The organism is Streptomyces sp. NPDC093510 (assembly GCF_040683555.1).
Taxonomy (GTDB): Bacteria; Actinomycetota; Actinomycetes; order Streptomycetales; family Streptomycetaceae; genus Streptomyces.
Map to the genome: position 1 here is coordinate 1 of NZ_JBFBEE010000002.1, position 22,148 is coordinate 22,148.

The following is a 22,148-nucleotide window of genomic DNA, read 5'->3' on the forward strand; positions in this document are numbered from 1 at the left end:
GTTGATAGGCCAGATCTGGAAGCCCGGTAACGGGTGGAGGTGACTGGTACTAATAGGCCGAGGGCTTGTCCTCAGTTGCTCGCGTCCACTGTGTTGGTTCTGAAACCACGAACAACCCCATGCAAGGTCACGCATGGTGCGGTTGACAGTTTCATAGTGTTTCGGTGGTCATAGCATGAGGGAAACGCCCGGTTACATTCCGAACCCGGAAGCTAAGCCTCATAGCGCCGATGGTACTGCAGGGGGGACCCTGTGGGAGAGTAGGACGCCGCCGAACTCCTTTTAGACGGGAAACCCCCGCACCTTATGGTGCGGGGGTTTTCTGCGTTCAGGGGCCGGCCCTCAAGAACCCTATGACGGGCTCACCAGTTTCGTGTCGTACGCCAGAATCACCGCCTGCACCCTGTCCCTCGCTCCCGTCTTCGCGAGAATGCGGCCCACGTGTGTCTTCACCGTGGATTCCGCGAGGTGCAGTCGGGAAGCGATCTCCGCGTTCGTCCAGCCCTGGCCGATGACCGTCAGGATTTCGCGTTCCCGGTGCGTGAGGGAGGCCAGACGCGGGTGGTCCGCCGGGTCGGCGGAGGAGGCGGCGTCGGTTGTCGGCAGCTGGTCCGCGTACGCGTCGAGGAGCCGGCGGGTGAGGCTCGGGGCGACGACCGCGTCTCCCGAGGCGACCGCGCGGATACCGGAGAGGAGTTCCTCCGGCAGGGCGTCCTTGATGAGGAAGCCGGAGGCGCCCGCGCGCAGCCCCGCGTACGCGTACTCGTCGAGGTCGAACGTCGTGAGGATCAGGACGCGGGTGCGGGCGCCCGACGCGACGATGCGGCGCGTGGCCTCTATGCCGTCCAGGCCCGGCATGCGGATGTCCATCAGGACGACGTCCGGGTGGAGTTCGGCCGTCATGCGGACCGCCTCGCTGCCGTTGCCCGCCTCGCCCGCCACCGTCATGTCGTCCTGGCTCTCCAGGAGCATGCGGAAACCGAAGCGCTGCATGGGCTGGTCGTCGACGATGAGCACGGTTGTCACGGTGTTTCGTTGTCCTTCGGGAGGTGGAGGCGGACCCGCCAGCCGCCCGGCGGGTGAGGCAGTGGCCCCGCCTCAAGTGTGCCGTCGTACAAGGCCGTTCGCTCCCGCATTCCGGTCAGGCCGCGGCCGCCCCCGGCGCCGGGGCTGCCGCCCGCGCCTGTGTCCGTGACCTCCACCGTCACGCCGTCGTCGCCGTAGGAGACGCCGACGGTGGCCGTCGCGCCGGGGCCGCCGTGCTTGAGGGTGTTCGTGAGGGCTTCCTGCACCACCCGGTAGACGGTGAGCTGGCGGCCCGCGGGGAACACGTCCGGGTGGCCGTGCACCGTGGCGCGTACCGGAAGACCCGCGGCGCGTACGCCGTCGATGAGCTGGTCGAGGTCGGTGAGGGCGGGCTGCGGGGCGAGTTCGGCCGTGACGGGGGCGTCGTCGCGCAGGACGTCCAGGAGGCGGCGGAGTTCGGTGAGGGCCTGGCGGCTGGTGGTGCCGATGGCCTGGAGCGCCTGGGCGGCGCGCTCGGGGGACCTGGCGGCGGCGTACGAACCGCCGTCCGCGAGGCCGGTGATGACGGAGAGGTTGTGGCCGATGACGTCGTGCATCTCGCGGGCTATGCGGGTGCGTTCGGCGGCGGCGGCGAGCTGGGCCTGCTGGTCGCGCTCGACCTCCAGCCGGTGTGCGCGTTCTACGAGTGCCTCGGTGTAGTCCTGGCGTGAGCGCACCGCGATGCCGAGGAGCGCGACCAGGGCGTACGCCCAGACGTACGGGATGATGTGCTGGTCCCAACTGCCCTTGGGGTAGCGGACGGCGCCCACCACGAGCGGTGCGGTCATCATCAGGCCCGCCCGGCCGAGCGTCTTCAGGGGAAGGCGCATCGCGATGCTGAACAGGACGACCATCTGGATCAGCGATGCCTGGAGCATGGCGCCGGCCCAGTTGCTGACGAGGCTCGCGGCGACCATGACGGCGAGGGCCGTCATCGGGTGGCGGCGGCGCCACAGCAGCGGAAGCGAGAGCGCCACGCTGAGCAGGAAGATGAGCCACCCGGGCACCTCGGTCTCGGGGGCGGTGTTGCGCCAGCCGCCGCTGGCGTCGACGAGGGCGGCGGTCACGAAGAAGCCGGTGACCAGCAGGTCCCAGAGGAGCGGGCGGCGCCTGTCGAGGGCGCGCACCCGCTGGGTCGACCGCTGGAGGAACTGGGTGAGGGGGTGTGGCTCGGTCACGGCCTCATCCTCGTACAGGAGTTGACGGTGTGGGCGTCATACGTCGCGTCGCTTGAGCAGCACGGATGCCGTGGCGATGACCACCGCCGACCAGAGGGCGAGCGTGAGCAGGGCCGTGCCCGGGGCGATGGTGTTCTCCACGCGGTCGATCGAGCCGAGGGAGCCGGCCGCCTGGGCGGGGAAGTACTTGACGGTGGTCTCCACGGCGCTGAACGGGATCATCGAGAGGACCTCGGGGAGGATCAGGACGGCGCCGACGAACGCGCCGATGGCTCCGGGCACCGAGCGGAGCAGGGCGCCGAGGCCGAGCGCGATGAGGCTGAGCAGGGTGAGGGACGCGGCGCTGGACGCGAGGGCGCCGAGCACACCGGAGTCGGTGAGGGACAGTTCCTTGTCGGTGCCGGAGAGCCAGATCTGGGCGGTGAGGAACGTGACGAGGTTCGTCACGAAGCACACCGTGAAGGCGACGGCCGCGAAGATGCCGGCCTTGGACCACAGGACGGGCAGGCGGCTCGGGACGGCCGCGAGGGACGCCCGGATCAGGCCCGTCGAGTACTCGCCCGCGGTGACGAGGATGCCGAGGACGGCGAGGCAGATCTGGGAGAGCTGGGTGCCGAAGAGGGTGAAGACGATCGTGTCGATCTCGGCGTCGTCCCCGTCGTAGGTGGCGCCCATAGTGATGCCGACGGTGAGGACGAGCGCGCACCCGGTGAGCAGGGTGATCCAGGTGGAGCGGAGCGTCCACAGCTTGTGCCATTCGGATCGGACGATTCCCTTGGCGGTGAGCGCGCTCATGCGGCGGCTCCTTCCGGTCGGCGGGCGGCGGGCAGGTCGGTCGTGGCGACGTACTCGACGGAGTCGCGGGTGAGGTCCATGAACGCCTGCTCCAACGACGCGGTCTGCGGGGTCAGTTCGAACAGGGGGATGCCGTGGGCGGCGGCGGTGCGGCCGATGTGTTCGGCGTCCGTGCCGCGTACGTCGAGGACACCGGGTGCGTCACCGGAGATCCGCACGCCCGGCCCGGCGAGCAGCTCGGTCAGGTGGCCGGCCTCGGGGGTGACGACCTTGACGGCACCGGTGCCGGATTCGCGTACGAAGCGTTCGACGGTGGTGTCCGCGAGGAGTCTGCCGCGGCCGATGATGACGAGGTGCTCGGCGGTCAGTGCCATCTCGCTCATGAGGTGCGAGGAGACGAGGACCGTGCGGCCCTCCGCGGCGAGGGACTTGAGGAGGTTGCGGATCCACAGCACGCCCTCGGGGTCGAGGCCGTTGACGGGCTCGTCGAGGATGACCGTGGCCGGGTCGCCGAGCAGGGCCGCCGCGATGCCGAGGCGCTGGCCCATGCCGAGGGAGAAGCCCTTGACGCGCTTGCGGGCGACCTCGTGGATGCCGGCGAGCTCCAGGACCGCGTCGACGCGGCTCTTCGGGATGGAGTGGGTGTGGGCGAGCGCCATGAGGTGGTGGTAGGCGGACCGGCCCGGGTGGACGGAGCGTGCTTCGAGGAGGGCGCCCACTTCGTGGAGGGGCGCGGGGTGGGCGGCGTAGGCGCGGTCGCCGATGGTGGCGCGTCCGCGGGTGGGGGCGTCGAGGCCGAGGAGCATCCGCATGGTGGTGGACTTGCCTGCGCCGTTGGGGCCGAGGAAGCCGGTGACGGTGCCCGGGTGGACCTCGAAGCCGAGGTCGTCCACGACGGTCTTGTCGCCGTAGCGTTTGGTCAATCCGTATGCCCTGATCATGTCTTCGATCCTGGCGTTCGCGGGGGCGCGGATCGTCGGACCGGGGGCGGGTGGTGCGGTCCTGGGCTAGTACCGGGGTACGACGGTGACCCTGAGGACGCCCCGGGGTCCGGGCGGCCGCCGACTTAGGATCACGGCATGGAACAGGAGTGCGTGTACGTCGTGCGGGCGGTCCGTGCCGATGAGTGGCCGCGTGTGAGGGAGTTGCGGCTGGCCGCGCTGCGGGACCCGGCGGCGCCGGTCGCCTTCCTGGAGACGTACGAGGACGCCGCCGCGAAACCGGACGCGTACTGGAAGGAGCGGGCGGCGGGGGCTCCCCGGGGGCGGCATGTCCGGCAGTTCGTGGCGGAGGGGCCGGACGGGATGTGGGCGGGCTCGGTGACCGCGCTGGTCGAGGAGGCGGGGACGGCCGACGTGTTCGGCGGGGTGATCGAGCGGCGGCAGGCGCACCTCGTGGGGGTCTACGTGCGTCCCGAACACCGGGGGAGCGGCGCGACGGACGCGCTGTTCGAGGCGGCCGTCGGGTGGGCGTGGTCCCTGGAGGGGGTGGAGCGGGTGCGGTTGTACGTCCACGAGGGCAATCCGCGGGCGCAGGCGTTCTACCGGCGGTTCGGTTTCGTACGCAGCGGAGGGGTCGCTCCGGTGCCGGGCGACCCCTCTTCGCGGGAGTTCGAGCTGGTGCTGAAGCGGCCTTGAGGGCGGGGGTTGGGGGCCCTCGAACAGAGGGCGGGGGCCCTGACCATGGGCCCTAGCGGTACGGGTTCTCCGTGCGGGCCGTGTGCAGGGCCTTCGCCCACCAGGCCAGCTGGTCGAGGAGGACCTTGGCGGCGCCGGCCGCGCCGTTCTCCTCGTGCGCGCGGCCGTCCTCGCCGAAGTGGTCCCACGCGTTGTGGAAGCTGACGACGTCGCGGACGGTCACGCAGTGCAGCTCGGCGAAGACCAGGCGCAGCTGCTCGACGGCGCGCAGACCGCCGCCGGCGCCGCCGTAGGAGACGAACCCGACCGGCTTGGCCTCCCACTCGCTCCGGTGCAGGTCGATGAAGTGCTTCAGGGCCGCGGGGAAGCTGTGGTTGTACTCCGGGGTGATCACCACGTACGCGTCGGCGGCGTCGACCCGCTCGGCGAGTGCGGTGAGGGCGGGGGTGCGCTCGGTGCCCCAGTCCGGGTGGGCCGAGGGCAGTTCCAGGTCGGCGACGTCGATGACGTCCAGCGTGAACCCGGTGTGCTGCCCGGCGAGCGCGGTGAACCAGGCGCCGACGGTGGGCCCGAAGCGGCCGTCGCGGGTGGAGCCGACGATGACGGCGAGCCGCAGGGGGGCGGGGGTGTCCGGGGTGGTGGTCATGGTGTGCTCCTCAAAAGTGGTGACTATAGCGGTGGTTGGGCCGGGGTTGGGCTGGGGTGGGGCTGGGTCTCACGGGGCGTGCGGGGCATGTGGGGCGTGCGGGGAGTGTGGGGATCAGCTGCTCCGTGCCGGGGCGGGTTCGGTCCTGGCGGCGGCCGGGACGGTCTTCGTGGACTCCGCCGTACGTCGCCGGGCTCGCGGCCGCAGCAGCCGGTGCACCAGGAGCGCGAGGCCCGCGGTGCCGCCCGCGACGGCCCACAGGGTGATCCGCCAGGCATCGGTGAACTGGTCGGCGTGGCCGCCCGCGCCGGCCGTGACGCGGCCCGCGACCTCCGCCGAGCCGACCCGGGACTCCACGAGGGCGAGCAGCAGCGCGCCGAAGAGGGTGAGCATGACGGCTCCGGTGCCGCCGCGGACGGTGTTGAGGAAACCCGAGGCCATGCCGACCTTGGCGGGCTCGACCATGCCGAGCGCCTGGGCGTCGATGATGCCGAGGGACAGGCCCTGGCCGACGCCGACGGTCAGCAGGGGGCCGGCGAGCGCGGCCGTGGAGATGCCGGGGTGCAGGGTGGTCAGCCAGCCGTTGCCCGCGGCGATCAGGAGCAGGGACAGGACGAGGAGGTGGCGGGCCGGGACGCCGCGGTTGACCAGGCGGGCGCCGAGCGGGGGCAGGGCGAGGACCGGCACGGTCATCAGGAGCAGGGTCAGGCCCGCCTCGCGTGCCGAGGTGCCGCTGGTGCCCTGGAGGTAGGTGGGCAGGAAGACGAGGACGCCGGTGGTGCCCGCGCCGAGCCCGAAGGAACCGAGGGACCAGCCGAGGAAGGCGGGGTCGCGGGTCAGGGAGAGGTCGAGGACGGGCTGCCCGCCGGTCGCGGCGAGGCGCTTCTCGACGCGTACGAAGGTGGTCAGGAGCGCCAGGCCCACGGCGAGCGGCAGCAGAGTGCTCCCGGACACCCAGCCGGACTTGGAGCCCTGGGTGACGGCGAACAGGGTCAGGGCGAGGCCGCCGATGAAGGTCGCGGCGCCGGTCCTGTCGACGCGCGGCGGGGCGTCCGCACGGGACTCGGTGAGGAGGCGGGTGCCGGTGAGGATGACGGTGCCGGCGGCGGCGAAGACGAGGAACGTGGTGCGCCAGCCGAGTCCGTCCACCATCCAGCCGGAGAACGTGGGCCCGACGGCGAGGCCGACGCCCGCGGTGGTGCCGAGTGCGGCGAACACCCTGGTCCGTGCGGGCCCGGTGAAGGTGGCGGCGAGCAGGGAGCCGCCGCTCGCCATCACTCCGGCGGCGCCCACGCCCGAGAGCAGGCGGGCGGCGTCCAGGAGCAGGATGTGGTGGGCGAAGGCGGAGGCCAGGGTGCCCGCCGAGTAGAGGGCGGCGCCCGTGGTGAGGACCCGGCGGCGGCCGAAGACGTCGCCGAGCGATCCTGCGACGAGCATGAAGGAGGAGGCGGCCAGGAAGTAGCCGACGACCACCCACTGGAGGGACGCGCCCGACGCGTCGAGGTCGGAACCGATGCGGGGCAGGGCCACGGTGGTGCCGGACATCGCCATCGGCAGCGTGAACATGCCGAGGAGGACGACGAGGAGGGTCGGGACGGGACGGCCCCTGCGGGTGGGCTGCGGGGCCTGCGGAGCGGTCTCGGTGGGCATGCGAGTAAAGTACAACGAGCGTTGTAGTAATTACAACGGTCATTGTAATTTTTCTGGGAGAGGTGAGATGGCGAGCAGAACAGAACGGCAGAATCCGGGGCAGGGTCAGGGGCCAGGCGCGGGGACCAGCCCGGGGACGGGCCCGGGGGCCGGCCCGGACGGGCAGAAGCCCCTGCGTAAAGGCATGTTGGAGAAGCGCAGGGCCATCACGAGCGGCGCCCGGACCGTCTTCGGCCGCGAGGGCTACACGCGCGCGAGTATCGACGCTATCGCCGCCGAGGCCGGCGTCTCCACGCGCACCATCTACAACCACTTCGGTGACAAGGAAGGCCTCTTCCGCGCCGTCCTGCTGGAGAGCGCGGAGTCCGTGACGGCCGCGGCGGAGGCCCTCTTCGAACGGCATCTGCGCAAGGTGCGCGACATCGAGGAGGACCTCCTCGACCTCGCACGCGAGTGGGTCGGGCAGGCGGAGGCGCACCCCGGGCACTTCTCCGTCGTACGGCAGATCATCCCGGAGGGCGGACGGCTGCCCGCGGACGTCCTGGAGGAGTGGCAGCGGATCGGGCCCCGCGCGTCCCAGGAGGCCCTGGGGCGCTGGATGCTGGAGCTGGGGCGGCAGGGGAAGATCGCCGTCGACGAGTCGAACGCGCGCAAGGCGGCACGGCACTTCGCGCTCATGGTGGGCGGCGGCGTCACGGCCGAGTCGTATTTCGGCGCGCTACCGCTGGAGGAGACCGAGGTCGAGGAGATCGTGCGGGACGGCGTGGAGATCTTCCTGCGGCTGTACGGGACGGAGGGCTCCTAGCGCCCGCACGGGTGCGAGCGGGCCCCTAGAGGTCGGGTTCCGTGCGGGCTATGAGGTAGCCGAGCTGCGCCCGTGACTGCGATCCCAAGCCCCCGGAGACCGCGGCGTCATGGGACGGAGGGTTCCTAGCGGCCGCACGTGTGCGAGCGGGCCCTTAGAGGTTGGGTTCCGTGCGGGCGATGAGGTAGCCGAGCTGCGCCCGTGACTGCGATCCCAAGTCCCCGGAGATCGCGGCGACATGGCCCGCCACCGTGCGCCGCGACACCCCGAGGCGGCGCGCGATCGCGTCGTCCGTGAGGCCGGAGACCAGCAGCCTCATGACCGCGCGGCGGACCTCGTCGACGATCTGCGGCTCCCGGGTGCGCGCAGTGGCCGGCCCGGCCACCGGCCTGGCCCGCTCCCACGCGTCGTCGAACACGGCGGCGAGGTGTGCGACGACGGCGGTGTGCCGGATCTCCACGACGCCCTGGCCTTCGTGGAAGACGTACGCCGTCGTGCGGTCGCAGACGACGAGGCGGCCTGCGAGCTGGTGCAGGGTGCGCACCCGGCCGCCCGCCCGTCCGATGTCCTGGATGTGCCGCCGCTGCACGGCGTGGGTGCGGGCCGCGTGCGGGTACAGGGCGAGGTGGGTGACGCCCGCCGGGACGAGGGCCGGGTCCGGCACGTCGTACGGCCCGCGCTCGCCCGTCGGCCGTACCGTGAGCAGCTCGGTGCGGCAGCCCCGCACGGCCTGTTCCAGGAGTACGGGGACGGCGTCCGCGCCGTCGACGACCGTCAGCCAGTCGCGGGACTCTCGCCGGGCGGCCCGGTAGATCGCGTGAACGGGTGAGAACCCGGAACTGATCGAGCGCAACCGGTCCTGCTGGGCGCCGAGCAACTCCCGCACGGGCCGCAGCAGTTCCGACTCCGCGACGTCCGGCGACACGGGGACGAGGACCCGCGGGTCGTCCGGGGGCGGCGTCAACAGGCCGAGGTGTACGAGACAGGGAGGCGCCGTCGCGCGCGGCAGGCAGCCCTTGACCACGGCGGCCCGATAACGGCTCAGTCCTTCGGCGCAGGGCGCCCGAGCGGTGTCGGTGCACCGGCAACCGGCTTCGGGGCCCTCTGCGGCATCGTGCATCGCACGATTATGCACGCGATTTCCAAGGTCTAGATGCCGTGGAGCTGTGAGACTCGATGGAAAGGGCCTTACCGGCTTTGGAATCGAAGGAATAGTGGGGATGTGGTCCGTATGGATCTCACCGGCAGCAACGTCGTCATCACCGGTGCGGGCAGCGGCATCGGGCTGGCCACCGCCGAACTCGTCGCGCGGCGGGGCGCCCGCGTCGTACTCACCGACCGCAGCGCGGACAGGGTGCGGCCTCACGCGGAGCGGATCGCCGAACTGACGGGCTCCGAGGCCGAGTACAGGGTGCTCGACGTCACCGACGGTGCCGCCGTCGAGGAGGTCATGGGGTCGGTCGGCACCATCGACCACCTCTTCACCTGCGCGTCCGGCAGCGCGATCGCGCCTTTCGGAGAGCTGTCCGAGGCGCGGGTGCGACAGTTCTTCGAGGTGAAGTGGTGGGGGCAGTACCGGTGCCTGCGGGCCGCGCTGCCGTACATGCCGAAGGAGACGGCGTCGGTCACACTCGTCTCCGGATATCTCTACCGCAAGGCCGACCCGGGCTACTTTGCCTTCGCCGCCGTCAACGGAGCGGTCGAGGCCGCCGTGAAGTCCCTCGCCATGGAGCTCGCACCGCTCCGCGTCAACGCGGTCGCGCCCGGCCCGACCGACACGCACGCGCATCTGATGAGCCCCGCCGAACACCGGGCCTATCGGGAGGAGACCGCGGGACGCCTGCCCGTGGGACGACCCGGCACGGCGGAGGAGGTCGCGCACGCGGCGGCTTTCCTCATGGAGAACTCGTTCACCACGGGGACGACGCTGGACGTGGACGGCGGCAAGCGCTGACGTACGCCCGTACGTCCATACGCCTACGTCACCGGAAGTTCGCCGCCCGGCCAGCGCGACCTGCCCTGTTCCCGCGACCGGAGCAGGGCCAGGGTCGGCAGACCCCGGGCCGCCCCGGTGGACAGCAGCTCCGGCAGCTGGGGCAGCGGAGCCACCGCGGCGACGTCATCCAGGACGAGCGTCATTGGTGGGTCGAGCCGACCGGAGGATGACCGTTCGGCCATGCGCCGGCCGTGCTCGACCACGCTGGAGGCGAGTGCCGTCAACAGTGGCATGGCACCCGGGCCCTGGCGGGACTTGGGATCCTCGATCGCCTCACCCACCACAAAAAGCGTGCCCCCTTCATCGACGAAGGAATCCAGGGAGAGCGCATCAGTTCGGTTCGGTGTGCACGACTCGCGGACGTGGACCGTGAAGAGGGCGGACAGGGCGCGTGCCGTCAACTCCTGGGCGATGTCACGCCGTTCGGCGTGCGCGGTGAGGGCGGCCTCCAGCTCGCCCGCGGCGCCGGGCGAGGCCTTGGGGTGGGTACGGAGAATGCGTACCGCCTCCTGGACCTGGTTGCCCTGCGACCAGCGGTGGACGATCTTCATCGGCTTGTCGCCGACCGCGGCGGCGTGCAGGAAGCTGCGCATCAGGATCTGCGCGGTGTCGGCCACGGCCACGTCCAGCTTGGCCGCCGGCCTTATCGGGGCGAGGAGGGCGGTGGCGCGCGCGTCCGCCGTAGCCCTGTCCTGGCAGCCAGAGGTGGGGGACCAGTGGAGGCGGGCCGGGGTATCGCAGAGGTGGGAGGGGTCGTAGAGCAGGACGGGCCCGAGCTTGGCCCGGGCGTCCTTCGTCTCGGCCCACAGAGTGGGGTCGGACGTCAGGACCAGAGCCGCGCCCTCGGCGTCCTGGACGGCCTGCACGGCGAGAGGACGGCGGGTCGTGGGGCTGCCGAGGACCAGGGGGGAACGGGGGGTGGGGAGGGGTGTCGTCGGCGGGGCGGTGTTCGGTTCGGCGCCCAGGGGATGGGCCGGGGTTGGGGCAGGGGCAGGGGCCGGGGTAGGCGCAGGGGCAGGGCTGGAGGCCTCGACGGCGACCGGTTCGGTGAGTGGTCCGGGGGCCGGGGCGGAGGCGGGTGGTGCGGAGACCGGAGGCATGGGCGCGGCGGCGGCCACAGGCCCGGCGGCTGCGGCGGATTCGGCGGCCACCGCGGTCCCGGGCATGGGCGCGGGCGCGGCGGGTTCGGCGGACACGGCGGCCGTGGTGGCGGCGGGCGCCGGACCAGTGGCCGCCGCTCGGCGGGCCTTGCGCACCGCTCTCCACCGCGTCACCGTCCCCAGCACGAAGACGGTCAGCACGATCAGGACCATCAGCTGGCCGATGAACAGGCCCCAGAACAGGCCGTAGCCCGACAGCTGGTCCGGTGGGGTCCCCGGCCAGGCGCCCGCCACGTCCTCGGGGTTGCCGATCAGGTGGCGTACGGCCGGGGGCGTATGGCCGAAGGAGACCTTCTCCGGCCAGGCGCCGTGCGCGAAACGCCCCGCGAGGTTCGTCGCCGACCAGACGAGCACCGTCGCGCCGATCAACAGACCGAGGAACGCCACCAACAGGCCGTCCGGGACGCCACGTTCGGGCCGTCTGCGACGGTCCTCCCACTCATCCCGCATGCTGCTCCATGTACGCCGCCCGCTCCTCCGCCTCCAGCTCGGCCGCCCGCAGCGCGTCGTCGGCCGGCCTGCCGTGTGGGTCGTGTGGGTCGTGTGCGTCGTGGGGGAGGTCTGCCGACGACTCGGTCATGGCGCGGTCGGTGAAGACCAGCGGCCGTTCAGTCTCGGTGATCAGGTGTTTGACGACCTGGACGTTGCCGTTGACGTCCCAGACCGCGATGCCGGGGGTGAGGGTGGGGATGATCTCCACCGCCCACCTGGGCAGCCCGAGGACCCGTCCCGTCGCCCTCGCCTCGTCCGCCTTCTGCGCGTAGATGGTCCGGGTGGACGCCATCTTCAGGATCGCCGCGGCCTCCTTCGCCGCGGCGCCGTCCACCACGTCGCTCAGGTGGTGGACCACCGCCACGAACGACAGGCCGAGCCGCCGCCCGAACTTCAGGAGCCGCTGGAACAGCTGCGCCACGAACGGCGAGTTGATGATGTGCCACGCCTCCTCCACCAGGAAGATGCGCTTCTTGCGGTCGGGCCGGATCCACGTGTGCTCGAGCCAGACGCCCACGATCGCCATCAGGATCGGCATGGCGATGGAGTTCCGGTCGATGTGGGAGAGGTCGAAGACGGTCAGGGGCGCGTCGAGGTCGACGCCGACCGTCGTAGGCCCGTCGAACATGCCCCGCAGGTCACCGTCGACGAGCCGGTCCAGGACCAGCGCCACGTCCAGACCCCACGCCCGTACGTCGTCTATGGCCACGTTCATGGCCTCGGCCGACTCCGGTTCGGGGTGGCGCAGCTGCTCCACGATGTCGGTCAGGACCGGCTGCCGCTCCACGATCGTCTCGTTCACGTACGCGTGCGCCACCTTCAGCGCGAAGCCCGACCGCTCGTCGAGCCCGTGCCCCATGGCGACCTCGATGATCGTCCGGAGCAGCGCGAGCTGACCCGTGGTCGTGATCGCGGGGTCGAGCGGGTTCAGCCGGATGCCCATGTCGAGGGCAGCCGTCGGGTCGAGCCGGATGGGAGTTATCCCCAGCTCCTGCGCGATGAGGTTCCACTCGCCGACGCCGTCCTCGCCCTGCGCGTCGAGGACCACGACCTGGCGGTCCTTGAAGCGCAGCTGCCGCAGGACGTACGTCTTCTCCAGCGCCGACTTGCCGTTGCCGGACTCGCCGAGCACCAGCCAGTGCGGAGCCGGCAGCTGCTGCCCGTACAGCTGGAAAGGGTCGTAGATGTACCCCTTGCCGGAGTACACCTCACGCCCGATGATCACGCCCGAGTCGCCGAGTCCCGGCGCGGCCGTCGGGAGGTAGACCGCCTGGGCCTGCCCCGTCGACGTACGCACCGGAAGCCTGGTCGTCTCAATCTTCCCGAAGAGGAAGGAGGTGAAGGCGTCCGTGAGGACGGTCAGCGGATCCCGCATCGCAACAGCCTGCCTCTACGTCGATACCGTCTAGCGTCGGATGCCGGTCGCGAACGGCAGCGTGTTGACGAAGGCCCTGTGGTGCTCGCGGTCGCACCACTCCAGCTTCAGATACGACTTGCCGGCGGACGCGCGGATGGTGCGCTTGTCGCGCGCCAGCGCCTCCGGGGAACGGGAGGAGACCGTGATGTACCCGACGAGGTTGACGCCCGCCGCGCCGCTCGCCAGGTCCTCGCCGCGCTGGTCCAGGCGGGAGTGCGAGGCGATGTCGCGGGGGTCGACCGTGCGGTTCATCTTGGCCTGGCGGCTCGCCTCCGCCTCGTCGTTCGTCTTCTCGGTCAGCATCCGCTCGATGGCGACCTCGGTGGGTTCGAGGTCCATCGTCACGGCGACCGTCCTGATGACGTCCGGGGTGTGGACGAGCAGCGGTGCGAGGAAGTTGACGCCGACGGGCGTCATCGGCCACTCCTTCACCCAGGCCGTGGCATGGCACCAGGGGGCGCGGGTGGAGGACTCGCGGGTCTTGGCCTGGAGGTAGGTGGGCTCCATGGCGTCGAGCTCGGCGGGCCACGCGTTGCGCTTCGTCATCGCCTGGATGTGGTCGATGGGGTGGTCCGGGTCGTACATGGAGTGGACGAGGGAAGCGAGCCGGCCCTGGCCGAGCGGCTGCCTGACCCGGATGTCGGCCTCCTGCAGCCGCGAACAGATGTCGGTCAGCTCGCGCGCCATGACGACGGCGAGACCGGCGTCCTTGTCGAGCTTCCTGCCGCCGACCGGGCGGGCCGCGCGAGCCATCGCCTGGGCCTCCGCGGCCAGGTCGCGGGAGTAGTGCATGCAGGCGACGAGATAGGCGCGGTGCTGCTCGCTGCTGGTCGACACCATCGACTGCAGCTGGTCGTACGACTGCTGGAGCCAGGGGAGCGCACGGTCGTCGCCGCGCTGGCTGACGTCCTTGGCGTGCGCGTCCGGGTCGGCGGGCAGCGTACGGGCGAGCATCTGGAGCCGGGTCACGAAGCCGTCGCCGTTCGCGACGTGCTTGAGCAGCGTCCCGAAGCGGTCGACGAGGGCCTCCTGGTCCTCGCTGTCGCGCAGGCCCACGCCCGGCCCCTCGATCTCGATGGCGGCGGTGACGGTCCTGCGGTCCGCGTGCAGCAGCACGGCGATCTCGTCGGGCCCGAAGGGCGCCGCCAGCCAGCTGATGCGGCCGATGCCGGGCGGCGGCCCGACCTCGACTTCCCTTCCGTCCAGCCGGATGCCCGCCTCGGGCACGGCGGAGCGGTAGGTGGTGCCCCGCTTCAGGGAGCGCTTGTAACTCCGGTTGATCTCGTACCACTTGTAGAACGTCCGGCCCTTGTACGGGACGTACACCGCCGCGATGGCGAGCATCGGCAGACCGGTGAGCAGCACGATGCGCAGGGAGAGGACGGGGACGAGGAGCCCGCACATCATGCCGAGGAACGCCCCCACGATGATCAGGGCGATCTCCCCGGTCTCGCGGTTCTTGCCGACGATCGCGTTCGGCCGGGCGCGGCCGATCAGATATGTGCGGCGGGGCGCGACCGGCTGGGACACGTGGGACTGGGTCGTCAACGCCCTTCACCTCCCGTGCGGTTGGTACTGCTGGTGCCGATGTTGCGGGACCGGCCGCGGTTGCCCGCGTGCGGTGTGTTCGTCGCGCTGCTGCTGCGCGGCGCGGGTGCGGCGGAGGGGACGGATCCGCCGCCGTTGGACGAGCCGCCGGAACCGGGACCGGACCCGCGGCTGCTGTGGGCGGCGACGCCGCCGCTGGCGGGGTTGGCGGGCCGCGCCTGACTGTTGCCGCCGCCTCCCGCTCCTCCGCTGTTTCCGTTGCCGCGGGCACTGTGGGTCTTGATGCCCTGCGAGACGAGGGAGGCGGGGGAGCTGATCACGGCGGCGGCCTTGTTCTCGGCGCCGCGCATGATCCGGTTGTTGCGGGAGCCCGCGATCTCGTCGCCGAAGCCCGGCACGAAGCGGTAGATCATGGCGCTCGCGAAGATGGCGAGCAGGATGATCGAGAGCCCGGAGACGACCGCCGAGAAGGAGTCGGGCCCGTCGTCGGCGGAGAGCGCGCCGGCGAGCCCGAGCACGATGACGATGATCGGTTTGACGAGGATGACGGCGATCATGATGCCCGCCCAGCGACGGACGTGGGACCACAGGTTCTTGTCGACGAGGCCCGCGTACACGACGGTGCCGAGGAGCGCTCCTACGTAGAGGAGCGCCGCCCTGATCACGAGCTCCAGCCAGAGGACGCCCGCGGCGAGGATCGACACGAGCGAGACGACGATCAGCATGATCGGGCCGCCGCCGATGTCGTCACCCTTCTTCAGGGCCTCGGAGAACGTCCCGAAGAACGTGTCCGTCTGACCGCCCGTCGCCTTCGCGATGACGTCCGAGACCCCGTCGGCCGCCGAGACGACGGTGTACAGGATCAGCGGGGTGAAGGCGGAGGCGAGGACGGTGAGCCAGAGGAACCCGATGGCCTCGGAGATCGCGGTGGTCAGCGGCACGCCGCGCACCGCCCGCTTGGCGACCGCGAGCAGCCACAGGAGCAGCGTCAGGATGGTCGACGCGGCGAAGACGACGGCGTACTGCTGGAGGAACTTGGGGTTCGTGAAGTCGACGTTCGCCGTCTCCTTCACGGCGTCCGACAGCTTGTCGACGGTCCAGGAGGCGGCTTCGGCGCAGCCCTTGGCCAGGGAGCTGAGGGGGTCGAGGGAGTCGCCGAGGGGACTCTCGGTGGGGTACTTGCCCTCGCCGCTGATGCCTTCCCTGTTCTGGCCTTTTTCGCAGTATTTTTTGGCGGGGCCGACGATGAGGTCGCACCGCTCGTCCTTCGGTTCCGGGGCGGCATGAGCACGTGAGGCCAGCACGACCGCCGCTACTTGTACGGCAGAGACGGCGGCTGTGAGCTTCACTGCGTGACGGTTAACGGGCATACGTGAACCCTCCGTACTCCTGGACGGCCTTGGCGATCTCGTCGGCGGTGGAGACCTTGTTGTCGCCGTTCACGGGAGCTGGGCCGTCCTTCGACTGGAAGCTCTGGACCTTCCAGTCGTTGTCCGCCCACCGCAGCTTGAGCGTCAGTGTGAACCAGTCGTTGCTGACTGGGTTGGTCGTGTCCTGACCGGCCGTGCCGAAGGCGCCCGTGCACCAGACCTCGACGGTCGCCGCACTGTCCGAGTACGCCGTTGCCTTTGTGCCCACCGGCACGGTGCGGGAGACATATGTATGGCCGGGCGCGGCGTTGCCCTTGTCGTCCAGGCCGACCTTGTTCAGGAACTCCTTGGAGTACGTCTTGTCGAACTTGCCCTGCAGTTCGCTCACCTTGTCGGCGACGAAGAGCTGCTTGACGATCTCGGTCCGGCGGGCGGGCTTGAGGATGTCGGCCGAGACCAGGGACACCGCATAGTTGGACGCCGCGCTCTGCGCGCCCTGCTCGTCATGGGCGAACCCCGACGGGATGCCCCCGTTCTTGCCCCCCACCGGCTTCTCCGCCGTAGGGGCCGTCGCCGCAGTGTCCGGCTTCTTTTCGTCCGCGCGGCCCGAAGAGGACTCGTCCCCTCCCCGGTTCGCGAAGGCGATCGCCGCGATCAGGAGGACCACGACGCCCATCACCGTGACCATGCTGCGGGAGGACGTCCGCCCGGAACGGGAGGATCTGCGGGCGCCGTAGAGGTCGTCCCCGCCCTCCCCCTCCGGAAGCCGCGTCCGGGTCTCCCCCGAGCCGCCGAAGAGGCCGTCGTTCCGCTCGTCGTCGGGACTCATGCCGCGTACGCCCCCTCAACGTCTCGCTGGACCGTCACATAGGACACGTATGACGGTAGCCCTGCTGGTTCCCGCGCGGGCGCGGTGTGGTGACTCGACATCAGGGAGTTGCAACCTCAGCCGGTGGGCACGACGGACGGGTGGGGGAGAGGGAGGACAGGGAGAGAAGGGGACGTGGGGAGTGGGGACGTGGGAGGGGATGGCGGCGGTCGGCGTGGGACCGCTAGACCGCCATGCCGTAGACGATCGTGAACAGTGTGCCCAGCGACCCGATGATGAAGACGCCGGTCAGACCCGCGATGATCAGTCCCTTGCCCTGCTCGGCGCTGAACGTGTCACGCAACGCCGTCGCACCGATGCGCTGCTTCGCCGCGCCCCAGATCGCGATGCCGAGACAGAGGAGGATGGCGATCGCCATCACGACCTCGATCATTACGCGTGCCTCGTTGCCCAGGCTCCCGAAGGGACCCCAGTCGGGGGCGATCCCGCCGATGATGGTGGTGATGTCGCCTTTTTCGGCTGCCATAAGCATGTGTAACTCACCGCCCCTAGTGGGTTGTTCTGTCACCTCTGCCCACCTCGGTGCAGAGGACAGCTCATTGTCGCCGACAATCGGGCCCGCGCATGTCGCCTTGGCGCCATTCGTTGGCTGACTTCGTACGTTTCCTCGTACGCGAGGTTCGGTGACTCTGTGTATCACGCGGTACGACGCCGGGCAATGACGGCCCGGCGTGCCCCTGACCAGGTGTTAAGTAAGCCCCAGCCCGGCGGTGCCGCGGGTCACGAAGGAGCAGTCGGTGTAGCGGTAGGCGGTGCTGAGTGTCGCGCCGTCGGCTCGATTCCGTACGGTGGCCCGCTTGTAGAGGAAGTGATACTCGCCGGCGGGCAGCCGGAGCGTGGTCCGGGGGTACTTCTGGACGCCGGCCCGGCAGGCGGCGTCGCCCTGGGACCTGGTGGTGTAGATGCGGCATGACGCGCAGTCCTTGAGGGTGACGGTGCCGGTGGTGGGGCCGGTGTAGAGGACCTCCAGTTCGCCGGGGCCGAGGTTGGCGACGACGAGTTCGACCGTGCCGCCCCCGGAGGAGCGGGCCGGGGGCAGGCGGCGGCCCGCGCTCGGGCGCTCGACGGCGATCTCCGCGGCGACGGCGATGTCCTTGGCGCGGTCGCGCTTGTCGTTGTCCGGGTACTGCCGGGCGAAGTCGTCGAGCGTCTTGGCGGCCTGTGCGAAGTCGGCGTCCTCGAACTCGTCCACACCGCAGACGTAGACGCCGCGTTCCACGGCGCGGTCGACGGCGGCGCGCAGGGTTCCCGCGTCGGTCTTGCCGCCGGGCAGGGCGTCGGCGGTCGCGCCGAGGGCGCGGAGCTCCACGACGTCGGGGCAGGGGTCGGAGCCCCCCAGCGCGGCGGCCCTGGTGTCGACGGCGGCGCGCAGCGCGGGCCCGACCTTCGCGGCCTGGTCCGACTCGGGGAACGTGCGGAGGAGTTCGCTCAGCGGGGCGTTCGCGTCGGCCCGGCCGAGGGCGGCGGCCCCGCATTCGTACAGCGAGGTGGCGAGGCGGTCGTCGGGCCAGGCGGCGAGGGAGCCGAGTCGGTCCTTGCCGGGGGCGCCGAGGGTTTCGGGGACGGTCCGCAGGTGCTTGAGCGGGGTGACGGCGTCGCAGTGGCGGCCGGCGGCGTACGGGGTGGCGACGGATTTGTAGTACGCGTCGAAGCTGTCGGGCAGGCGGTCCGCGGCCTGCGACCCGTTGTGGTCCTCGGCGAGGCCGCGGTAGACGCGGAGGGCCTTCTTGTACTGCTGCTCCGTCGCGCCGCCGAAGGGCCGGCCGTCGAGGCCCGCGACGATGCGGTCGGCGTTGTCGAGGCGGTCGAGGAGCATCTGCTCGACCGCCTCGTCGTGCGCGGCCTCGTACGCGAAGGCGCCGCCGGCGGGCACGGCCAGCAGGACGACGCCGAGTCCGACGGTGAGGGGTGTGCGGAGTGACCGGCCGTATCCCGTGGGCCCTGCGCGTACGGCACGCCGCGCCCCGTCGGCCGCTACGACAACCAGGAAGACGACGTATCCGATCACCACGCCGCCGGGGACGCCGTCCACGTCGGCGGGCAGCGCCACGAAGAGCAGCGCGGCGGTCGCGGCCCAGCAGAGCGCGGCCGGCAGCCATCGCTTCAGCAGGACGTATCCGAGACCGAGGCCGCTGAGGTTGAGGAGGGCGGTGGAGAGGGCGTGGAGGGGGTTGGGGGGTGGTGGGGCCGGTTGGGGTGGCTGGGGTGGTCCGATGGTGGGCGGACTAGCGGGTGGTGGCGGAGCCTGAGGTGGCGGCGGGACTTCGGGTGGCGGCCCGAATCGCCCTCCCTGAGGCGTCCCACCCGGCACCGCGTCGTACTCGTCCCCAGCTCGCATCCCGGCTCCCCCCAGCCGTCACATGCAGGGCGATGATTGCGCCCAATTCCCCCACGATCGAGGAGAGTTGGACACGCGTCAACCGCGCGGGGGCCTGCTGTGTCCGTCGGAGTCGGTGAGCGCATCGAGTTCGACGAGGGGGTCCTCGAAACTGACGTTATCGGCGATCTGGTGCAGCAGGCTTCGGTACTCCGCACGCCGGCTCACGGCGGTGGTGCCGAGCGCCAGCACCACCAGGCGTTTGCCGTCCGGGTGGGGGAGGTGGGCGAAGATCTGGAGCACGGGGTTCTGGGGGAGGCCCGAGTCGGCGTTCGCGGTGCGCACGGTCTCGCTGAACGTCGCCGGGCCGCAGGGCAGCTCGACGTACTCGATGTGCGTGTGGTCTTCGCGGCCCGCGACGGCCCGGGCGGCGGTGACGGCGGGGGCGGCGGGGGCGATGTCCCGCCAGGACACGGTGAAGAGGGAGAACAGGAGACCGGCGCTGGTCGCGCTCTCGCCGGGGGTGGAGATGTCGTCTCGGTGCAGGCCGATGGCGCAGTGAACGGTGGTGGCCTCGACCAGGGCCGCCAGTAGCTGCTGGATGAGGGCAAATTGGCCCAGAAACCGTTGCCGGGCGATGTCGTTGGGGGCGGAAGCCAGGAGCGGCTCAAGTGCTGTGCGCAACACCTCGGCGCCGGAAGAGCCCGGCCTGGCTAGCAGTGTGTCGACGGGGATGGGGGTGAAACCTGCTGGTTCGGCGAACCAGAAGTGGGCGTCAGGGGCGTTGACGGAGCCATCGAGGACGAACCGGGGCGTATTCAACGGGGTGTCCCCCCTTTGCGGAGCGGATCTGCGGCCGGGACGAATCCGGCACGCCGGGCCTGCTCGAAGTCCGAGGGAGTGACACCCCAGTCCGTAAAGCCGCCGTCGTGGGCCTTTCGCAGGCGCTGGCTGAGGATCATCATGCGGCGGGGAGCCGCGCCGCTCGGAGTGGGTGCGGCGATGAGGCCGACCATGCGGGGGTCACCGGCGAACCAGACTGTCTCGATCTGGGCCTTCAGCTGAGGCTTGGCGCGGGGGGCGATTCGGCGGTGCCACCAGGTGACGCGGGGGTGTTTGGCGAATACCAGCGGCAGCTGCTGCTCCGGCTGGGCAGGGTTGGGGAACTCGAACCATCCGAGCTGGTTGCCTTGAATCTCGGGTTTCTTCGTCAGGCCGTTCGGGACATCTCGCAGTACCTGCCACGGGTAGCTCTGCAGGATTCGCCGCATGCGCAGAGCCGTAGGGATGTAGCTCAACTGGACGAGCATGCGCCATGGGCTGTAGATCCAGTACGGCATGAAGATCCATACGGCCCAGTCGGGTGTTTCGAGGGAGATGCCCAGGAGAGCGATCCAGACGCCGAGCCAACCGATCAGTCCGGCCACATCTTTGACCACGAGTAGGTTCCAGACGCGACGCGTCGGCGGATGGTCCCAGGCGGTTGCGAAGTCGACAGGGTTCACAGGGTCACTCTTTCTTCAGTGGAAAGGTCAAGAGAAGAGGTAGCGCGCGGTAGCCGGGAATCCGGGAATGTCGATGCCGAGTCGCGTGCCATCGATTCCGGTCCCGACCTCGCCCCTGCGTTCGTCGTCGTCGAACAAGCCGTAGCCGGCCGTCACAAGACCGATGCCGCTGGAGGCCTTGGCCACACTGTCGGTCCAGGTCTGAGGATTCGCTGACCAGCTGAACACCCGCTGGAGCAAGGGATTACCCAGGTTGCTGACCTCGTCGGCCTTTTCAGAGACCGCTGTACCGTATTTGGCCATTTTCTGCCCGAGGGTCAGGACCTCACTGCCACTGCGGATCGTCGAGGTGGCTTCGATGCCGCCCCTGGCGGCGGCTCCGAGCCCGGGCACCATGCCCAGGGTGTCGGCTCCCACCGAAACCAGGTTGCTGAAGAAGTCGGCGTCGAACTCTCCCTTGGTGACCCCGTCCCACAGGGATGCCCGCACTTCCGGGGCCGACAATCGGCTTGCCAGCGCCCCTGCGCTGAGAAGCCCCGCGCCCACCAGGAGAATGGGAAGTGCGACAGGACCGGTGAAGATCAGGGCTGCCAATGCGAGAACCCCGGCAACCGCGCTGAGAATATCCGGCAGATTCTCCTTGACCCACTCGCAAGCCTTCTCGAACCACCCCGGCTCATGCGGCGCCAGCTTGTCCGTCGCGTCGCGGATCTTCTCCGCGCGGTACTTCGACCGCTCCTCGTGCTCGCTCTGCAGACTCCGCGCCCTGCCCAGAATCCGGTCGAGCTCCGCCTGGGCGTCCTCGACCTTTCCGTCGGCGAGTTTCAGCGCCTTCTTCGCGTCGTCCTGGTTCTTGCCCTTCTTGTCCAGGTCGGGATCGGCACCGGCCGTATCGGCGTGCCCCTTCGCCGCCTTCAGCGCCTCCCGGGCGTCTTTGGCCTTGCGGTTCAGCTCCCTCGCGCGGCGCTGGTAGTCGTCCAGGTCGTGTTCCCAGCGCTCCAGCTGCTTGGCGGCCTTTTCGATGGAGCGTGCGGCGTTTTTGAGGTTCAGGGTGAGCGGACCCTCATCGATGGCCTCGCGGAACGCTACGGCCGCGTCCCCTTCCCAGTAACTGCCGTCCATCAACTTGGTGACCACCTTGCGGGTGTCACGGAGGACGGTGACGCAGCTGTCCAGCTTCTTGTGCAGGCTCTTTACGGTGTCGCAGTCGCCGGGGGTGGGATCGAAGCCGAGATCGGGGTACGTGGCGGCGCTCGTCACTTCGGGATCTCCACCACGTCGTCCTTGGTCTTCCCGGCTTTGTTCATGGCCTTCGTCAGCGCCTCTTCGACTTCCATGAAGGCGTTCTTGTTCTGCTCGATGATCTTGGAGAGGTCCTCCGTCTGCTCACCGATCTGCTCCGCGCCGTACTTCCAGTCCGCCTGGAAGTCCTCGCAGGCCTTGTCGAGCTCGTCCGTCCCCAACCCGCCGACGGTCGCGTCGGCCAGGGCGCCGCGCAGGCCCTTCAGGGACGTGACGGACCCGTCGAGCAGCTTCATGAACTGTTCGAGTTCGACCGCGTCGACTCTGAGCTTCTCGGCCATTGCTGTCCCCGCCTTCGGTCGATCACCTGTCGTCTCGGACTCGATGTCCATCGTGACGTCAGCGGGAGGAGGGGACCGGGGCTTCGGCGGGATTC

21 protein-coding genes and 1 rRNA gene are annotated in these 22,148 nt (G+C 70.3%); 4 read left to right on the forward strand and 18 right to left on the reverse strand.

Features of this window, described 5'->3' with window-relative positions; genetic code table 11:
• Positions 1-160: 160 nt before the first annotated feature.
• Positions 161-277: ribosomal RNA gene (rrf, locus tag AB0N81_RS02215) — 5S ribosomal RNA — on the forward strand.
• Between the two features lie 74 nt (positions 278-351).
• On the opposite strand, the gene AB0N81_RS02220 is transcribed toward rrf, so the two are convergent.
• From AB0N81_RS02220 to AB0N81_RS02235, 4 genes are read right to left on the reverse strand one after another with little or no spacing between them, the layout of a single operon-like run.
• A complete protein-coding gene (locus AB0N81_RS02220; protein ID WP_365354853.1) occupies positions 352-1,026 on the reverse strand; it encodes a response regulator transcription factor in 675 nt (224 codons plus the stop codon).
• A complete protein-coding gene (locus AB0N81_RS02225; RefSeq protein WP_365354855.1) occupies positions 1,023-2,243 on the reverse strand; it encodes a histidine kinase in 1,221 nt (406 codons plus the stop codon). The genes AB0N81_RS02220 and AB0N81_RS02225 overlap by 4 nt, the downstream gene beginning before the upstream one ends.
• Before the next feature lie 36 nt (positions 2,244-2,279).
• On the reverse strand, positions 2,280-3,038 hold the full coding sequence (locus AB0N81_RS02230; protein ID WP_365354856.1) for an ABC transporter permease: 759 nt from the start codon (positions 3,036-3,038) through the stop codon (positions 2,280-2,282).
• On the reverse strand, positions 3,035-3,979 hold the full coding sequence (locus tag AB0N81_RS02235; RefSeq protein WP_365354858.1) for an ATP-binding cassette domain-containing protein: 945 nt from the start codon (positions 3,977-3,979) through the stop codon (positions 3,035-3,037). Before AB0N81_RS02235 ends, AB0N81_RS02230 begins: the two co-directional genes overlap by 4 nt.
• A 138-nt stretch (positions 3,980-4,117) precedes the next feature.
• On the opposite strand from AB0N81_RS02235, the gene AB0N81_RS02240 reads away from it, so the two are divergent.
• Positions 4,118-4,675 (forward strand): N-acetyltransferase, encoded by a 558-nt coding sequence (locus AB0N81_RS02240; RefSeq protein ID WP_365354860.1) that lies wholly within the window; start codon positions 4,118-4,120, stop codon positions 4,673-4,675.
• 52 nt (positions 4,676-4,727) lie between these two features.
• Here AB0N81_RS02240 and AB0N81_RS02245 read toward each other — a convergent pair whose 3' ends face one another.
• Both AB0N81_RS02245 and AB0N81_RS02250 read right to left on the reverse strand, forming a co-directional pair.
• Positions 4,728-5,321, reverse strand: a complete 594-nt coding sequence (locus AB0N81_RS02245; RefSeq protein WP_365354862.1) for an NAD(P)H-dependent oxidoreductase — start codon at positions 5,319-5,321, stop codon at positions 4,728-4,730.
• A 114-nt stretch (positions 5,322-5,435) separates the two neighbouring features.
• Positions 5,436-6,971, reverse strand: a complete 1,536-nt coding sequence (locus AB0N81_RS02250; protein WP_365354863.1) for an MFS transporter — start codon at positions 6,969-6,971, stop codon at positions 5,436-5,438.
• Between the two features lie 184 nt (positions 6,972-7,155).
• Here AB0N81_RS02250 and AB0N81_RS02255 point away from each other — a divergent pair, with 184 nt between their 5' ends.
• Complete coding sequence (locus AB0N81_RS02255) at positions 7,156-7,776, forward strand: TetR/AcrR family transcriptional regulator (RefSeq protein WP_365354865.1); 621 nt, start codon at positions 7,156-7,158, stop codon at positions 7,774-7,776.
• A 154-nt stretch (positions 7,777-7,930) separates the two neighbouring features.
• On the opposite strand, the gene AB0N81_RS02260 is transcribed toward AB0N81_RS02255, so the two are convergent.
• Positions 7,931-8,896: a helix-turn-helix transcriptional regulator gene (locus AB0N81_RS02260; RefSeq protein WP_365354867.1), complete on the reverse strand. Its 966-nt coding sequence runs from the start codon at positions 8,894-8,896 to the stop codon at positions 7,931-7,933.
• A 111-nt stretch (positions 8,897-9,007) separates the two neighbouring features.
• Between AB0N81_RS02260 and AB0N81_RS02265 the strand changes: the two genes are divergently transcribed.
• Positions 9,008-9,730, forward strand: a complete 723-nt coding sequence (locus AB0N81_RS02265; RefSeq protein WP_365355640.1) for an SDR family oxidoreductase — start codon at positions 9,008-9,010, stop codon at positions 9,728-9,730.
• 23 nt (positions 9,731-9,753) lie between these two features.
• Here AB0N81_RS02265 and AB0N81_RS02270 read toward each other — a convergent pair whose 3' ends face one another.
• The 11 genes from AB0N81_RS02270 to AB0N81_RS02320 all read right to left on the reverse strand — a co-directional run bounded on the left by AB0N81_RS02270 (position 9,754) and on the right by AB0N81_RS02320 (position 22,053).
• Positions 9,754-11,382: a type IV secretory system conjugative DNA transfer family protein gene (locus tag AB0N81_RS02270; RefSeq protein ID WP_365354869.1), complete on the reverse strand. Its 1,629-nt coding sequence runs from the start codon at positions 11,380-11,382 to the stop codon at positions 9,754-9,756.
• Positions 11,372-12,799, reverse strand: a complete 1,428-nt coding sequence (locus AB0N81_RS02275) for an ATP-binding protein (protein ID WP_365354870.1) — start codon at positions 12,797-12,799, stop codon at positions 11,372-11,374. Before AB0N81_RS02275 ends, AB0N81_RS02270 begins: the two co-directional genes overlap by 11 nt.
• 30 nt (positions 12,800-12,829) lie before the next feature.
• Positions 12,830-14,389 (reverse strand): SCO6880 family protein, encoded by a 1,560-nt coding sequence (locus tag AB0N81_RS02280; protein WP_365354872.1) that lies wholly within the window; start codon positions 14,387-14,389, stop codon positions 12,830-12,832.
• Positions 14,386-15,759 carry a hypothetical protein gene (locus AB0N81_RS02285; RefSeq protein ID WP_365354873.1) on the reverse strand — a complete coding sequence of 458 codons (1,374 nt, stop codon included), beginning with the start codon at positions 15,757-15,759 and terminating at the stop codon, positions 14,386-14,388. Before AB0N81_RS02285 ends, AB0N81_RS02280 begins: the two co-directional genes overlap by 4 nt.
• Positions 15,749-16,588 carry a hypothetical protein gene (locus tag AB0N81_RS02290; RefSeq protein WP_365354875.1) on the reverse strand — a complete coding sequence of 280 codons (840 nt, stop codon included), beginning with the start codon at positions 16,586-16,588 and terminating at the stop codon, positions 15,749-15,751. Before AB0N81_RS02290 ends, AB0N81_RS02285 begins: the two co-directional genes overlap by 11 nt.
• 223 nt (positions 16,589-16,811) lie before the next feature.
• Positions 16,812-17,120 (reverse strand): hypothetical protein, encoded by a 309-nt coding sequence (locus tag AB0N81_RS02295; RefSeq protein ID WP_055570172.1) that lies wholly within the window; start codon positions 17,118-17,120, stop codon positions 16,812-16,814.
• Positions 17,121-17,336: 216 nt separating this feature from the next.
• A complete protein-coding gene (locus AB0N81_RS02300; protein ID WP_365354877.1) occupies positions 17,337-18,986 on the reverse strand; it encodes a hypothetical protein in 1,650 nt (549 codons plus the stop codon).
• Positions 18,987-19,064: 78 nt separating this feature from the next.
• Positions 19,065-19,787 (reverse strand): hypothetical protein, encoded by a 723-nt coding sequence (locus AB0N81_RS02305; RefSeq protein WP_365354878.1) that lies wholly within the window; start codon positions 19,785-19,787, stop codon positions 19,065-19,067.
• On the reverse strand, positions 19,784-20,470 hold the full coding sequence (locus AB0N81_RS02310) for a hypothetical protein (protein WP_365354880.1): 687 nt from the start codon (positions 20,468-20,470) through the stop codon (positions 19,784-19,786). The genes AB0N81_RS02305 and AB0N81_RS02310 overlap by 4 nt, the downstream gene beginning before the upstream one ends.
• Before the next feature lie 27 nt (positions 20,471-20,497).
• Positions 20,498-21,730: a putative T7SS-secreted protein gene (locus tag AB0N81_RS02315; RefSeq protein ID WP_365354882.1), complete on the reverse strand. Its 1,233-nt coding sequence runs from the start codon at positions 21,728-21,730 to the stop codon at positions 20,498-20,500.
• On the reverse strand, positions 21,727-22,053 hold the full coding sequence (locus AB0N81_RS02320) for a hypothetical protein (protein WP_365354883.1): 327 nt from the start codon (positions 22,051-22,053) through the stop codon (positions 21,727-21,729). Before AB0N81_RS02320 ends, AB0N81_RS02315 begins: the two co-directional genes overlap by 4 nt.
• Positions 22,054-22,148 lie beyond the last annotated feature (95 nt).